General features: G+C 65.9%; 12 protein-coding genes. 11 read left to right on the top strand and 1 reads right to left on the bottom strand.

Features of this window, described 5'->3' with window-relative positions:
• The first annotated feature begins 265 nt into the window (after positions 1 to 265).
• Positions 266 to 1294: a TetR/AcrR family transcriptional regulator gene (locus ACLBYD_RS14630; RefSeq protein ID WP_447817009.1), complete on the top strand. Its 1029-nt coding sequence runs from the start codon at positions 266 to 268 to the stop codon at positions 1292 to 1294.
• Positions 1295 to 1371: 77 nt separating this feature from the next.
• On the opposite strand, the gene ACLBYD_RS14625 is transcribed toward ACLBYD_RS14630, so the two are convergent.
• Positions 1372 to 2442, bottom strand: coding sequence for a Zn-dependent alcohol dehydrogenase (locus ACLBYD_RS14625; RefSeq protein ID WP_447817008.1), 1071 nt, complete (start codon positions 2440 to 2442; stop codon positions 1372 to 1374).
• A 433-nt stretch (positions 2443 to 2875) separates the two neighbouring features.
• Here ACLBYD_RS14625 and ACLBYD_RS14620 point away from each other — a divergent pair, with 433 nt between their 5' ends.
• The 10 genes from ACLBYD_RS14620 to ACLBYD_RS14575 all read left to right on the top strand — a co-directional run bounded on the left by ACLBYD_RS14620 (position 2876) and on the right by ACLBYD_RS14575 (position 15150).
• Positions 2876 to 3913, top strand: coding sequence for a Rieske 2Fe-2S domain-containing protein (locus tag ACLBYD_RS14620; protein WP_447817007.1), 1038 nt, complete (start codon positions 2876 to 2878; stop codon positions 3911 to 3913).
• Positions 3910 to 5067 (top strand): acyl-CoA dehydrogenase family protein, encoded by a 1158-nt coding sequence (locus ACLBYD_RS14615; RefSeq protein ID WP_447817006.1) that lies wholly within the window; start codon positions 3910 to 3912, stop codon positions 5065 to 5067. Before ACLBYD_RS14620 ends, ACLBYD_RS14615 begins: the two co-directional genes overlap by 4 nt.
• A gap of 9 nt (positions 5068 to 5076) precedes the next feature.
• Positions 5077 to 6159, top strand: a complete 1083-nt coding sequence (locus ACLBYD_RS14610; protein ID WP_447817005.1) for an acyl-CoA dehydrogenase family protein — start codon at positions 5077 to 5079, stop codon at positions 6157 to 6159.
• Positions 6156 to 6959, top strand: a complete 804-nt coding sequence (locus ACLBYD_RS14605; protein ID WP_447817004.1) for an enoyl-CoA hydratase — start codon at positions 6156 to 6158, stop codon at positions 6957 to 6959. The genes ACLBYD_RS14610 and ACLBYD_RS14605 overlap by 4 nt, the downstream gene beginning before the upstream one ends.
• Complete coding sequence (locus ACLBYD_RS14600) at positions 6956 to 8530, top strand: class I adenylate-forming enzyme family protein (RefSeq protein WP_447817003.1); 1575 nt, start codon at positions 6956 to 6958, stop codon at positions 8528 to 8530. Before ACLBYD_RS14605 ends, ACLBYD_RS14600 begins: the two co-directional genes overlap by 4 nt.
• Positions 8531 to 8575: 45 nt before the next feature.
• The gene (locus tag ACLBYD_RS14595; protein WP_447817002.1) at positions 8576 to 10474 is read left to right on the top strand and encodes a flavin-containing monooxygenase; all 1899 of its coding nucleotides are present in this window, start codon (positions 8576 to 8578) and stop codon (positions 10472 to 10474) included.
• Between the two features lie 16 nt (positions 10475 to 10490).
• Positions 10491 to 11411, top strand: coding sequence for a TIGR03619 family F420-dependent LLM class oxidoreductase (locus ACLBYD_RS14590; protein ID WP_447817001.1), 921 nt, complete (start codon positions 10491 to 10493; stop codon positions 11409 to 11411).
• 386 nt (positions 11412 to 11797) lie between these two features.
• Positions 11798 to 12691, top strand: coding sequence for a cyclase family protein (locus ACLBYD_RS14585; RefSeq protein ID WP_120280674.1), 894 nt, complete (start codon positions 11798 to 11800; stop codon positions 12689 to 12691).
• A 32-nt stretch (positions 12692 to 12723) separates the two neighbouring features.
• Complete coding sequence (locus ACLBYD_RS14580; RefSeq protein WP_447817000.1) at positions 12724 to 13191, top strand: VOC family protein; 468 nt, start codon at positions 12724 to 12726, stop codon at positions 13189 to 13191.
• Between the two features lie 117 nt (positions 13192 to 13308).
• Positions 13309 to 15150, top strand: coding sequence for a flavin-containing monooxygenase (locus ACLBYD_RS14575; protein ID WP_447816999.1), 1842 nt, complete (start codon positions 13309 to 13311; stop codon positions 15148 to 15150).
• Positions 15151 to 15174 lie beyond the last annotated feature (24 nt).

Below are 15174 nucleotides of genomic sequence, written 5' to 3'. Positions count from 1 at the left end.
CCGACGCGACCGCACCCGGCACCCGACGACCGTCTGCGGTCGTGAGGAACCACCACCGACCCAGTGACTGTCGTCACAGTAGCCATTGGCTACGCTTGCGTCAATACGTGTCGGCACGTTGTTCCGTCGAGCGGGATGACAAGGCGTAGGGGATTCGCAAAGATGGGATGCGACATCGGAACACCGATCCGTCGTCGTCTGCACCGGCGAGCGGATCCGGCACGCGAATCCCGCTGTCGCCGATCATGATAGGGTCTGCGCCATAATGGAGCACCTCAGTGAGACCGCCGCTGTCGCCGACGACGTCTGGACTACGCCACAGGTGGCGAGCTTCCTGGGTATCAGTCGTCAGGCGATCAACAAGCGTGTCCGGAGCCGGAAGATGCTCGGATATGCAGGCGACGGGGTGACGCTCTTTCCGGTGTGGCAGTTCGACACCGAGACCCACACGATCCATCCCGAGATCCCCGAGTTCCTCGCGGTCTTCGACGAGGACATCGAACCTGCTGCCATCGCCCTGTGGGCGATCACGAAGGTCGACGGATTCGATCGGACCCCGGCCGAGTTGCTGCTCGATCCCCAGACCAGGAACGACGCGCTGCGGTTGGCCGGCACCTGCACGACCGACTCGATCGAGGAACATCCCGCACTGCAGGCTGAGCCCGACCCCGAGATCGTGGAGAAGAAGGTCGCCGAGTGGAGGCCCACCCGCCCGGGAGCGTCCGGAGCGCAGGAGTCCATCCTTCTCGCCGCCGCGGACCTCTTCGCGCGCAAGGGCCCTGCGAAGGTGACGCTCCGGGAGGTCGCGGCCGCGGCGGACGTGTCGTACGGATTGATCCATCGGTTCTACCGCACCAAGGAAAACCTTTTGGTGGCGGTGATGGAGCTGCTGGTCAGCTATGGCGGCGAGCGTCTGTCCAGCGAGGAGGACGCTTACGCCGCCATCGACAACTCCTTCGGCGCGGATATCGACTCAGGTCAGTTCGGCCGGATGCTGATGTGGTCGATCTTCGAAGGAATCGCCCCGGATCGTCTGCTCGGCGGCGCCCGTTCAGGCGGTTATCTGTCGCAGATAGACGCGTTGTGGAAGAACCCGGTCGAGCCGCAGGTGCGGCCCGAGTTCGATTCGAGCGTGCTGGCCGCGTTGATCGGTCTCGTCGCCTCGGTCTGGGATTTGTACGAGCCGTACCTCACCGAACTCGCCGACCATCCATGGCGTAGTCGGGAAGATGTTCGGCAGGAAGTCACCGAGCTGCTCAAGCTTCTCGTCTACGCATCCCGGCCCAACAGGTAGGACGCTCCGCGCATCGATGTGAATCGGAACAGGCGGAAGACCCGCGAGGTCTTCCGCCTGTTCTTGTCGTGGGGGTATCAGGACGGCATCAGCAGCACGCCGCGGTCGAGCTTCCCGGCGCGGGCGTCGTCCACGAGGGACTCGAAATTCTCCAGCTCGTAGGTCTTGGTGACGAGCTCGTCGAGGAGGAGCCGGCCGGACCGATACATTTCCACGTACTTGGGGATGTCCGAGCCCGGGCGTGAGGAGCCGTAGCGGCAGCCCAGCACCGAGCGGTCCATGTAGAAGGTGGTGGCCGGGACCGACAGTTTGGTCTCGGGTCCGGCGACACCGAGCATGATCAGCTGCCCGCCCCAGTTGAGCATCTCCATCGCCTGGCTGGTGATGGCCTCACCGCCGACGCAGTCGAAGACGTGGGCGGCGCCGCCGTCGGTGAGCTCACGGATCGCGGCGACGGTGTCGCCGGCGGTCGCGTCGACGAAGTGGGTGGCACCGAACAGACTGGTCTTCGCCTCCTTGTCGGGGTTCGTGTCGATGGCGACGATCGTCGTGGCCCCGGCGATGCAGGCGGCCTGGATGACGTTGAGGCCGATGCCACCGGCACCGATGACAACCACCGAGTCGCCGGGAGCGACACGGGCACGGTTGAACACCGCCCCGGCGCCGGTGAGCACCGCGCAACCGATCAGGCATGCCGTCGACAGCGGGACCTCCTTCGAGATCGGCACTGCCTGTCCGGCCTTGACGACGATGCGCTCGGTGAAGGTCGACAGCGCTGCGTAGTTGTGGATCGGGGTGCCGTCGAGTTCGAAGGGGGTCTCTCGATTGCCGAACGAGGCGCGGCACATCGTGGGGCGTCCGGAGGTGCATGCGGTGCACTGACCGCAGGTCGCGAGCGTCGACAGCACGACGTGGTCGCCGATGGCGGGCGTGCTCACGCCCGGCCCGACGGCCTCGACGATGCCGGCGCCCTCGTGTCCGAGGATGACGGGTGTGGGAAAGGGGATCTTGCCGTTGACGACGCTCAAGTCGCTCTGGCACAGGCCGCTCGCGACGATGCGGACCTGGACTTCACCGGGGCCGGGGTCGCGGACGGTGACACCGTCGACCAGCTTGTTGACGGTGCCGTCGAAGACGATCGCTTTCAATTCTCGACCTCGCTGTCAATGGAACCCAACCGGGGCGGTACGCGGAAGCGCAGCGGGATGCGGTGGGAAACGAAGGGGTGGTGGGAAATCCGGGGCCACCGCGGTGGCACCTGTATCGATGTCGGTGATGCTATGGCCGACGGGTCCGGCCGTCAAGCATGGCGTCAACGCCGCCTCCAACTGGTGAAACGACGCAAATTCCTCGACTTGTTGACGCAGGCGTAGCCAATGGCTACAGTGATGCCAGTCACGACACGGGGTTGCAGTGACCTCGGCGATCGAGCAGAGGAAATGTGCCCGGACGCCGGATGAACAGGTGTGCCCACACATGCCCGTCCATTGCGATCCGTGAACACCCTCGTCGTGGAAAGTCTTCTGCGCAGGTGCCGAAAGAGCTTCTGTTGCAACATTTCAGGAGGATGAAATGTCACCCATGGCCTTATCGATGAAGCCGACGGGGTGGTTCCAGATCGGTTGGTCCACCGACATCGAGGTCGGCGACGTCAAGCCGATGCGGTACTTCGGCCACGACCTCGTCGCCTACCGCACCGAGAGCGGCCGTCTGGTGGTTCTCGACGCGTACTGCGAGCACCTCGGCGCCCACATGGGCCATGGTGGCACGGTGGCCGGCGACGACATCCGATGCCCCTTCCACGGATGGCAGTGGAGCCCGGAAGGTCGCAACACCTGCATCCCGTACCAGAAAGCCACGAACCGGGTTCGCAGGATCGGTACCTGGTCCACCGCCGAACACGACGGAATCATGTACCTCTGGCACGACGCCGAGGGCCGCGACCCGCAGTACGACGTTCCCAGCATCTTCGACCTGTTCCCGACCTGCGGTACGGCGGACGACTACCACGATCTCGGGGAAGCCGGCCGTTTCCGGAGCGACGAACTGCCGATCCACCCGCAGTACGCCGCGGAGAACGGTGTCGACTTCGCGCACTTCAAGTACGTCCATCGCGCCGACGAAATCCCGACCGTCGTCCACCGCGAGTTCGGCGACACCGACTTCAAGACCGAACTGGCCCTGAACTTCAAGCGCCGCGGTGCCGACGGTTCGTACGAACTCGTCGAAGGCCGTACCCGCGCCTCGCTCCTCGGCCTCGGACTCGGTTTCTCCCACGCCGACGGCGTCGGCTCCATCTGCTCGCTGACCGCGGTCACCCCCGTCGACGACGAGCGCTCGATCCTGCGGTTCTCCGCGTGGGCGAGCAAGGAGGACGGCGAGGACGAGACACGAGTGGCCAAGCGACAGCGGAACGCCGTCGGACAGCTGAAGGCCGATATCGCCATCTGGGAGCACCAGCGCTACACCGAGCCCCCGGGCCTCGCGACCGCCGAGGCTGCGGGCTTCCGCGACATCCGTCAGTGGGCCCGCCGCTTCTACCCTGAAGGTCACCTCGGCAGCGGTGCCACAGAGCAGACGGCGGGAACCGACGAATTCCAGGCAGGAAACGCCTCATGAGACCGACCCTGACAGAAGAGCACGAGGCCTGGCGCGCCGAGATCCGCGAGTTCCTCGACGCCGAGTTGCCGAAGGAACACGCCTTCAACCCCGAGTTCGACGACGCGCCCGAACAGTGGGCCATCGCCGTCGAATTCAGCAAGAAGATCGCCGCCAAGGGATGGATCGGCCTGACCTGGCCGAAGGAGTACGGCGGCAAGGGGTTGACCCCGATCTTCAATCAGATCTTCCTCGAGGAGCTGTACGCGGCCGACGCGCCTCTGATCAATTCCGTCGGTATCTTCCTCGCCGCCGGCACCATCCTGGTGGGTGGCACCGAGGAACAGAAGAAGCGGCTCCTGCCCGACATCGCGAACATGCGCACCCTCTGGGCCGAAGGGCTGACCGAGCCGAGCGCAGGCTCCGACCTCGGCTCCCTTCGGACCAAGGCCGTCAAGGACGGTGACGACTGGGTCATCACCGGGGAGAAGGCATACACCTCCTGGGGACCGATGTCGGACGTGCTGTACGTGGCCGCCCGCACGGATCCCGAGGCGAGCCTGAGCGCCGGCGTCAGCATCTTCGTAGTCGACCTGAACAGCCCCGGTGTCACCCTGCATCCGATGCGCAACTACGGCGGCGGCGTCCAGTCCAGCACCTTCCTCGACCACGTCCGCGTGCCGGCGTCCTCGCTGATCGGCGAGGAGGGCAAGGGCTGGCAGTACATCATGCGTGCCTTCTACGCGTCGGGGACGGTCGAACCGATCTACGCGATGCAGGAAGCGCGGCTGCGCGAGCTGCTCGAGTACTGCAAGGCGATCCCCGGCAAGCTCGACGACCCGCACGTGAAGGCCGACCTGGCCGAACTCGCCGGCATCGTCCAGACCCAGCGTCTGCTCGCCTACGAGATCATCGGCGACAACGCGCACGGTCGCCAGACCCCGTGGGGCGGTGGCGTCCAGCAGGTCGCCGCGAAGGAGTACGAACCGCTGTTCGCGCAGATCTACGACCGGGTGCTCGGCCCGACCAGCCAGCTGCGGTCGGGATCGTCGTACGCCCCCCTCAACGGAAAGCCCGAGGCGTGGTACCGGCAGTCCTTCGCCAACCACGCCGGAGGAACGTCCCAACTCAAGCGGATGGTGCTCGCGACGCGGGGCCTCGGCCTGCCCCGATAGGAGCTGAAGATGGAATTGGCATGGGGCGAGGACTTCGCTGCCCTCGCAGATGTGAGCAAGTCGGTGTTCGCGCGGTACTCGCCGCTGGAGGACCGATCCAACACGGTTCCGTTCGCGGACCAGGTCGCGCAGTTCGCCGAACTCGGCTGGCTGCAGCTCGGTGACCCGACCGGCGCCGACGCCGACAGCCCGTCGCTCGCGACGATCGCCGGCATCTTCGTCGAGGCGGGACGGGCGCTGGCCGCCACTCCGCTGCTCGAACTGACGATGTCCCGCGACGCCGCGCTGGTGATCGGCACCGACGAGGCGATCGGCCTCGCCAAGCGCATCGGCAACGGTGAGTCCGTGGTGGTCCCGGTGTTGCCGTCCCCCGAATGGGGTTCGGCGGTGACCTACGAGAACGGCACGCTCGACGGGGTCGCGCTGGCCGTGGACCACGCGGGTGACGCCGACAGCTTCCTCGTGTACGCATCCGGTGCGGAAAACGTTGTGGCAGTGGTGGAAGCGAGCTCCGCGACCGCTGTCGAGGCGATGCCCAACATGGGCGGGTACCCGATGTTCGCGGTGACCTTCGACAAGGTGCAGGTGGCCGACGCTGCCGTGCTGGCCCGCGGCGCCGACGCCGACCGTGCCGTCGAGATCGCAGAGCAGCGCGGCGCGGTGCTGCGCGCGGCACAGCTCTACGGCGCCGGGCTGAAGCTGCTCGACATCACCGTGCTGTACGCGCAGCAGCGGCACCAGTTCGGTGGACCGATCGGACGCTTCCAGGCGGTGCAGTACCTGTGCACCGACCTCGCGATCGCTGCGCACTTCACCTCGGTGCACGCCCGGTCGGCAGCCACCGCCCTCGACGCCGGCCTCGATCCGCAGCCGCACATCGGTCTGATGCGCAAGCAGGCGGCGAAGGCCGCGCAGGAGATCGTCCACTCGGCGCACGAGGTCCACGCCGGCATCGGGTACATGTTCGAGTCGAACGTGCACCTGTTCACCGACGCCGCCAAGCGCTGGCAGTTCGATTTCGGTTCTGCGGCACGCAACGACGCCGACATCGTCGAGGCTCTCGACCGCATCTACACCGGGACCGGCCGATGAGCTACATCGACTACCGCGTCGACGACGCCGTCGCCGTCATCAGCCTGAACCGTCCGGACCAGCACAACGCGCAGGACGCATCGCTGTTGCAGGACCTCGACGCCCGCTGGCAGGAGGCCGCCCGCGACGACGACGTCAAGGTGATCGTCGTGCGTGCCAACGGCGACAACTTCTCCGCCGGCCACGACCTGAAGACCGTGGCCCCGGGGTACTTCAAGGAGGGTAAGACGACCCTCGAGAGCGCCTACGGGTGGGAGACCGAGCACTATCTCGGTTTCTCCCGCAAGTGGCGCGACGTACCGAAGCCGTCGATCGCGGCGGTCCAGGGTGCCTGCGTCGCCGGGGCTCTCAACGTCATCTGGCCGTGCGACCTGATCGTCGCGGCCGACAACACCTATTTCAGCGATCCTGTCGTGAAATTCGGTGTCGGTGGCGTCGAGTACCACGCGCACACCTGGGAACTCGGTGCCCGCCGTGCCAAGGAGATGCTGTTCACCGCCCGGAAGCTCACCGCGGCCGAGGCGTTCGATGCCGGCATGGTGAACCGCGTCGTCCCGCTCGACGAACTCGACACGCAGACCACGGACCTCGCGCGGGAGATCGCACAGATGGACCCGTGGGGGCTGGCCACCGCCAAGCGTGCCGTCAACCAGACCCTCGACATCATGGGCCAGCAGGCGGCGCTGCAGTCGGCCTTCGACATCCACTGGCACGGGCACGCGAATGCCCTGTTGCGCACCGGATATCCGCTCCTGACGCCCGGCCCGCTTTCCTCGAAGACGAAGGAGGAGAACTCGTGAACTCGGACATCGCGCCGAACGACGCAGTCTCCCTGTGGGATCTGCTGGCCCTGCGGGCCGAGACCACCGGCGACGCCGTCGCCCTCATCGACGAGCACGATCGCCGCATGACCTTCGCCGAGGTCGTCTCCGTAGCCGAACGCGTCGCGGCCGGCCTGCTGGCCCGCGGCATCGAACCCGGCTCCACGGTGAGCTGGCAGCTGCCCACCCGCATCGAGACCGTCGTGCTCAGCCTGGCGCTGTCGCGTCTCGGCGTGATCCAGAACCCGATCATCCCGCTCTACCGGGCACGCGAGGTCGGGGCGATGGTCGCCCAATGCGAGTCGGAATGGCTGATCACCCTGGGAGAGTTCCGCGGCTTCGACCACGGCGCCATGGCCGAGGAGCTGCGTGCGGCGAGCGGTGACCGTCTGAACCTGCTGATCGTCTCCTCCGAGCTGCCCGACGACGACCCGGCCGGTCTTCCTCCCACGCCGGTCGGCCGCGACGAGGTGCGCTGGATCTACACGACCTCCGGAACGACGTCGGCGCCCAAGGGTGTTTGCCACACGGACGGCACGCTCATCGCCGGCGGCGTCTCCCTCGCCGATGCGATCGGCGCGTCGGCCGAGGACGTCGGTACCATCTTCTTCCCGTACGCGCACATCGGTGGCCCCGACCTGTTGATCGCCTCGCTGACCACCGGCATGTCGCTGACGCTCATGGAGGTCTACGAGCCGCGTGCCGCAGTGGACCTGATGCGTCGTGCGGGCGTGACCATCACCGGTGGCTCGACCCCGCACTACGCACTGCTGCTCGAGGAGCAGCGGAAGAACCCGGGCGCTCGCGTGGTTCCGACCCTGCGCATGCTGACCGGCGGCGGAGCGCCCATGCCGGAGAAGCTGTTCCGCGACGTGCTCGCCGAGATGGGCATCCCGATCCTGCACGCCTACGGCATGACCGAGTGCCCGATGATCACCTCGGCGCGGATGAGCGACAGCATCGAGCAACTGGCCACCACCTCCGGTCGTCCCGTGCTCGGTTGCGAGGTGCAGATCCGCACCGAGGAGGACGACGTGTTGCCCACCGGCGAGGTGGGCCGGGTGTGGCTGCGCGGCCCGATGTTGTTCAAGGAGTATCGCGCCGACGGCGAGATCATCCGTCCCTTCGACGCCGACGGCTGGATGTTCACCGGCGACACCGGCAGGCTCGAGGCGGAGGGTCATCTGGTCCTCGTCGGCCGGGAGAAGGACCTGATCATCCGCAAGGGCGAATCGATCAGCCCCACCGAGATCGAAGAGGTGCTCGCGGCGCACTCCGCCGTCGCGGATGTCGCGGTCATCGGCCTTCCCGACGACCGGTCGGGTGAGCGCATCTGCGCTGTCCTGCAACTGCACGACGGTGCAACCGACCTCGACGTAGACGAGATCCGCGCGTACTGCCGGGAGGCCGGTATCTCGCCGGCGAAGTTCCCCGAGGACGTCGTGATCGTCTCGGAGATGCCGAAGACCCCGACGATGAAGATCCGTAAGCAGCACCTCCGGCAGTCCGTCATCGACCAGCGGGCACTGTCCGGCGCGGCCGTCGACTGACACGGCCCCCGTGCCCGCCCCCGAATCCGAGAATTGGAAGTTCCCATGCCAGGACGTAGCTTCATAGAGCGCGCCGTCGAGTGCGCCGACACCAATGCGTTGCGGATGGCGCTGTACCAGGCGACCCGCGACGCGGAGATCGCGGCGATCACCCCCGAACGCGTCTTCGGTCCGACGACGGACGCGATCGTGTTCTCCGACGAGGACACCGCGCTCATCCGGGCGAAGGCCGTCGAATACCTGCTCTCGGAGCCGGACGAGTCGACGCTGCCGGTCCCGTCGCGAGACGAGATCATCGAGCTGCTGGAGGTGGCGGAAGCCCGCACTCTCGGACCCGACGATCTGATCATGCGGCACAAGCTCCCGGCCTTCCCCGACCTGCCCTATCAGGCACAATGGCACGGGGAGAAGGTGATTCCGGAGGGCTACCACGTCGCGATCGTCGGTGCCGGCTTCGCCGGTATCGCCATGGGTGTGCAACTGGCAACTCTCGGTGTCCCCTTCACGATCTACGAGCGTCGCGCCGAGGTCGGCGGGGTGTGGAGCATCAACACCTACCCCGACGTGCGCGTCGACACGGTGAGCTTCACCTACGAGTACGCCTTCGAGAAGAAGTACCCGTGGACCGAGTACTTCGCCCGTCAGTCCGACGTGCGCGCGTACCTTGATCACGTGGCGCGCAAGTACGGTGTGTACGAGCACATCCGGTTCGGCTCCGACGTCACCGAGGCTCGTTTCGACGAGCCGACGCAGCGCTGGACGCTGACCGTGCAGGGCGAGGAGTCCGTCACCGAGGTCGAGGCGAACGTGGTCGTCGCCGCCAGCGGTGTGTTCGCGACACCGCGTGAGCTCTCGGTGGAGGGCGTCTCCGACTTCACCGGCCAGGTCGTGCACACCGCCCGGTGGAACGAGGACGTCGAGTACGCCGGCAAGAAGGTCGCTGTAATCGGCAACGGCTCGACCGGCGTGCAGCTGCTGTCGAAGATCGCCGAGAAGGCCGAATCCGTGACGGTGTATCAGCGCACGCCGCAGTGGATCTCGCCGCGAACCAATTACGGCGTGCCGATCTCCGACGAGCTGCAGTGGCTGATCCAGAAGATGCCGTTCTACTGGAACTGGAACAAGTACGTTGCCGGCCTGGCCACCATCGACCTGCGCAACGTGCTCATGCCGGATGAGGAGTGGATCGCGAACGGCGGGCAGGTCAGCAAGCGCAACGACATGCTGCGCGAGATCCTCGTCGGTTATATCTCGGCACAGGTCGACGGCCGGCAGGATCTCATCGACAAGCTGATCCCCGACTACCCGCCGATGACGCGACGCCCGGTGGTCGACAACAACTGGTACGCCTCGCTGACCAGGAACAACGTCGAACTCGTCACGACTCCGATCGAGCGGATGACCGACACCGCGATCGTCACCGCGGACGGGGAGGCCCGCGAGACGGAACTGGTCATCGCCGCGGTCGGTTTCCAGACCGAGAAGTACATCTGGCCGACGCAGTACTTCGGCCTCGGTGGTGTGACCCTCGAGGACGTCTGGACCGCGCAGGGCGCGCAGGCGCACCTCGGCATGACGGTGCCCGGTTTCCCGAACATGTTCATGCTGTACGGCCCCAACTCGCAACCGGTGGCCAGCGGTGCGGGTTTGCCGGTGTGGTTCGAGGTCTGGACCGGCTACATCGCCGAGTGCATCGTGGGGATGCTCGAGAAGGGCCGGGCGTCGATGGTCATACGCAAGGACGCCTTCGACGAGTACAACGAGCAGCTGCACGAAGAGGCCAAGAAGCTCATCTACCTGATGCCGAACTCGGCGATGGAGAAGAACTACTACGTCAACGAGTTCGGTCGGCTGCAGATGAACGCGCCGTGGAACGGCGAGAAGTACTACGAGCTGTGCGAGAAGCCGGACGAGTCGCACTACGACTTCACCGACGCGCAGTAACGCACTCTCCTCCGAAGTGAAGTTCACTCTGGAGTATCCCGGCGACGTCGCGGGTGCGGCGCCCTGCTTCCGGGAGGGCGCCGCGCTCGCTCGGATCGCAAGGGACGCAGAGGATCACGGTTTCGAAGCACTGTGTCTCGCCGATCATCCGGCACCGTGCGCGAAGTGGTTCGACGCCGGCGGACACGACAGCTTCGAGCCTGCGGTCGCGCTGGCGTACGCGGCGGCGACCACCACGTCGCTGAAGTTGATGACCAACCTCTACGTGTTGCCCTTCCGCAATCCGTATCTCGCCGCCAAGGCGTTGACGACCTTGGATCTGCTGTCCGGGGGACGCCTGGTCGTCGGGGTAGGGGCGGGATACCTGCGGTCGGAGTTCGCAGCACTGGGCGTGAACTTCGACGACCGCGCCGCACTGTTCGACGAAGCGATCGACGCCCTGCGCCGGATCTGGATGTCGCCGTCCACACCGGTGACCGGCGAAAGATTCGGTGGGACAGGGGAGATGCGTCTGTACGCCCCTGTGCAGCAACCGCATCCACCACTGTGGATCGGTGGGAACAGCCGTGCGGCGATCCGGCGGGTGGTGACGGCGGGGGAGGGATGGTGCCCGGTCGTCGGCTCCGAGCAGATGACCTCCTCCGTTCGGACGGCATCGATGACGGGCGTCGACGACCTGCGTCGCGCCGTGGGGCGCCTGCGGGACGAACTGTTGCGTGCCGGCCGGGACCCGGCGCAGATCTCGATCCAGGTGGAGGCCCCGCCGGTCGATGTCGCCGACTCCCGCTCCGTGATGCGGTTCGTCGAACGCGCCGACGAACTGGCGGAGGTCGGTGTCACGAACCTGTGTGTGCATGCCGATGCCCGGTCGCTCGAGGCCGCGTCGGAATTCGTCGCGGGATTCGGGGAGCAGATCCTCCGGCCGCTGTGGGGTTGACGCCGATTGTGTGCCGGCGGGTTGACGCCGGTGGCCGACGTCGAGCGTTCCCGACCGGTCCGACGTGCTCACGCCGATCCGGCATTGTCAATGGAAAATTTTCACTCGATGAAACCGGATGGTTCCTAAATGCTCACCTGCCGTCGCGATTTCGCGGGCCCGTACCGCGGGTTGATCGTCACTTCCAGGACCGGATCGAATGCAACCGAAAATTCGGCAGAGTTGTTGACGCAAACGTAGCCGATGGCTACAGTGAGTCCGGTCACAAGTCGTACGGGTAGATGTTGTCGTTCACGAATCCGATTCGCTCGTCGTCCGGCATGTCCCGAGAACGACCGACAACCACCCCCGCACCTCGTTACCGAGGACCTGATGTTGAGGAGTCGATGTTGAGCACGCGTAAGTCGAACTGGGGCCGTTGGGGCGAAGCGGACGAGCTGGGCGCCCTCAACCACCTCACGCCGGAGCGGGTCCTCGCCGCCCTCCGTCTGCCCAAGACGGGCAAGACCTACAGCCTCAGCATTCCGATCCAGCGATCGGGCGTGCCGAACCTCGAATACCGCGGCATTCCGCAGCGTCTCACCCTCACCAACCATCAGGACGAGGCGATGGCCCTCGCCAACGGCGGTGTCCCCGGCGTCGGCGCCAACGAGGACCAGCTCGTCATGCCGTCGCACACCTCGACGCACATGGATGCACTGTGTCATGTGTACTCCGAGAACAAGATCTACAACGGTTACCCCGCCGACCAGGTCACCCCGTACTCGGGTGCGGCCAAGTGCAGCATCGACAAGGTCGGTGGCATCGCCGGCCGTGGCGTCCTCATCGACGTCGCGGCGTCGAAGGGTGTCGACCTGCTCGAGCCCGGTTACGTCATCACCGTCGCCGACCTGCAGAAGGCCCTGGACGACCAGGGTGTCGAACTGCAGACCGGCGACCTGGTGCTCATCCGCACCGGATGGCTCGAGGACTACCTGGCCAACCAGGGCGAGATGATGCCGCAGCCGGGCATCGGCCTCGAAGCTGCCGCGTTCCTCGCCGAGAAGGACGTCGCGCTGGTCGGCTCCGACAACGCCGCGATCGAGCCCATCCCGTTCGACCAGAACGTCTACCTCGGTGGACACATCATCCTGCTCGTCGAGCACGGCATCTACCTGGTCGAGAACATGAACCTCGCAGAACTCGCCGCCGACCGGTGCTACGAGTTCCTGCTGACCATCGGCGCGCTGAAGATTACCGGCGGCACGGCGAGCCCGGTCACCCCCGTCGCCGTCGGCTGACCGAACCCCCCTCACACGAACAGGACCCCCGGATGACTGCGAACACCGAAGCTGCCGTACACACGTACCGCACCTCCCATGTCGGACTGTGTGTCTCCGATCTCGCCAAGAGCCTTCGCTTCTACTGCGACGGACTGGGTTTCACCAAGATCATGGAATACGACATCGACGAGCAGATCCCCGAGGTTGATGCTCCGTGCAGCCTCACCTCCTCCTTCCTGGAGAAGGACGGCCTGCGCATCGAACTGCTGTCCTACCGGCAGCCCGGCGTAATCGGCACCCCGCCCACCCGTCGTAACCATCTGGGCATGACCCACCTGTCGTTCTTCGCCGACGACATCGACGCCGCAGCCGACGCGCTGTGCGAATACGGCGGCACCCTGGTGCCGGAAACCCGCGCCGGCCTGGGCGACCCGACCGCACCGCAGTTCGTGTTCGTCGCCGACCCCGACGGCAACCGCGTCGAGCTCATGTACATCCCTGCCGGCACCCCCTGGTGACCGGACCTGCGCCGGATCACGGCATCCCCTCGATACATCGCTGAATGCGTCACGGCCGACGAATCCCCTCCGTCGCCGGACCGCACATTCCGACGCAGTGACGACCAAAGGACTTTCATGACCGCCCCCGACACCACACGCGATCCACACCTCTGGGAACCCCAGCGCAAGGTCGACGACCTCGAATGGTTCCGCAAGAAGTACGCCGAAGAGCGCGACAAGCGTCTGCCGAACACCGGTGCCGACACCTTCCAGGCGATCGACTTCGAAGGCAGGTTCGCGGACTTCGACGCCGACCCCCACGCCGAGGGCCCGCGCACCACGCCGCCGCAGAGCGCCGATCTCGACATGCTCGTCATCGGCGCCGGCTTCATGGGTATCAGCACCGGCATCGAGCTGAAGAAGATCGGCGTCACGAACTTCAAGATCCTCGACGTCGCAGCAGATTTCGGCGGTACCTGGTACTGGAACCGCTACCCGGGCGTGCGCTGCGACATCGAGTCGTACATCTACCTGCCGTATCTCGAGGAGACGGGCTACGTCCCCACCGAGCGGTACACCCGCGGCAGCGAGATCTTCGCCTACACGCAGTCCCTCTGCAAGCAGTTCGGCCTGTACGAGAACGCCCTCTTCCAGACCCGGGTCACCGAGATGGAATGGGACGAGGACACCGCGCGGTGGACGGTGCGCACCGACGGCGGCGACGTCTTCCGTGCCCGCTTCGTCTCCACCCAGAGCGGTCTGTTCAGCCGCCCCCAGCTGCCCGGCATCCCCGGCATCGAGAAGTTTGCCGGCCACAGCTTCCACACCAGCCGGTGGGACTACGACTACACCGGCGGTGACACCACCGGAAACCTGTCCGGGCTCCGCGACAAGCGTGTGGCCATCATCGGCACCGGCGCCACCGGTATCCAGGCAATCCCGCACCTCGCCGAGCATGCGAAGTCGCTGGTCGTCTTCCAGCGCACCCCCAGCCAGATCGCGCCCCGTGAGAACGCGCCGACCGACGTCGACTGGTTCAAGTCCCTTCCCGAGGGATGGCAGAAGGAGCGTCGTGTCTCCTTCGACAAGTGCGCGATGGACCGCGCCACCGCCGACTGCGACGTCGACGACGGCTGGATCAAGTTCGCCAAGTACCAGCTGCGCGCCATCTACGAGGCCGGCGGTATGGAGCCGACCCTCGAGCAGTACATGGACGCCATGGAGCGCTCGGACTACGAGTGGAACGAGATGCTCCGCGACCGAGTCGACGCCATCGTCAAGGATCCGGTCAAGGCCGAGAAGCTGAAGACCTACTACCGCACCATGTGCAAGCGGCCCGGCTTCAGCGACGACTTCCTTCCGGTCTTCAACAAGGAGTCCGTCGACATCGTCGACACCTCCTCCACGCCGATCGACCGGATCACCGAAAAGGGGATCGTCGTCGGCGACCGCGAGTACGAGGTCGATCTCATCATCTACGCGACCGGCTTCCAGCAGGGACGCACCTGGACCGACAAGGCCGGTTACGACGTGCTGGGCCGCAACGGCAACCGGCTGTCGAAGAAGTTCGCCGAGGGTGCCAGCACCTACCACGGCTTCCTCAGTAAGGACTTCCCGAACCTGTTCTTCCTGGGATTCGTTCAGTCGACGCAGGTTTCGAACATCTCGAACCTCATCGACAACCAGGCCCGGCACATGGTCTACATGGTCGGCAAGTGCCTGAAGGAAGACATCCGGGCCATCGAGCCGACTGCCGAGGCCGAGGCCGGTTGGAACGCCGTCCTCGCCGAGCATGCGGAGATGCGACGGGACTGGAACCTGACGTGCACGCCGGGCCACTACAACAACGAGGGCCGTGTCGACGACAAGCGCAGCACGCTCGTCGGCGGTCTGTACGGGCCCGGCTACGAGTACTTCGAGATGCTCGAGAAGTGGCGTGAGGACGACACTTTCGACGGCATCGCCACGACTCGCTGAGCCTGCGGCATACCGGCATGAATT

It is taken from the genome of Rhodococcus sp. C26F (genome assembly GCF_053345925.1).
Note: the sequence above shows the minus strand (reverse complement) of the source record. Positions and strands in the feature narration are given on the sequence as shown.

What these genes read in the sequence shown, in the direction of transcription:
- ACLBYD_RS14610 (WP_447817005.1), top strand. Translation starts at nt 5,077, where the DNA reads ATGGAATTGGCATGGGGCGAGGACTTCGCTGCCCTCGCAGATGTGAGC.
- ACLBYD_RS14595 (WP_447817002.1), top strand. Translation starts at nt 8,576, where the DNA reads ATGCCAGGACGTAGCTTCATAGAGCGCGCCGTCGAGTGCGCCGACACC.
- ACLBYD_RS14605 (WP_447817004.1), top strand. Translation starts at nt 6,156, where the DNA reads ATGAGCTACATCGACTACCGCGTCGACGACGCCGTCGCCGTCATCAGC.
- ACLBYD_RS14580 (WP_447817000.1), top strand. Translation starts at nt 12,724, where the DNA reads ATGACTGCGAACACCGAAGCTGCCGTACACACGTACCGCACCTCCCAT.
- ACLBYD_RS14585 (WP_120280674.1), top strand. Translation starts at nt 11,798, where the DNA reads ATGTTGAGCACGCGTAAGTCGAACTGGGGCCGTTGGGGCGAAGCGGAC.
- ACLBYD_RS14615 (WP_447817006.1), top strand. Translation starts at nt 3,910, where the DNA reads ATGAGACCGACCCTGACAGAAGAGCACGAGGCCTGGCGCGCCGAGATC.
- ACLBYD_RS14630 (WP_447817009.1), top strand. Translation starts at nt 266, where the DNA reads ATGGAGCACCTCAGTGAGACCGCCGCTGTCGCCGACGACGTCTGGACT.
- ACLBYD_RS14620 (WP_447817007.1), top strand. Translation starts at nt 2,876, where the DNA reads ATGGCCTTATCGATGAAGCCGACGGGGTGGTTCCAGATCGGTTGGTCC.
- ACLBYD_RS14575 (WP_447816999.1), top strand. Translation starts at nt 13,309, where the DNA reads ATGACCGCCCCCGACACCACACGCGATCCACACCTCTGGGAACCCCAG.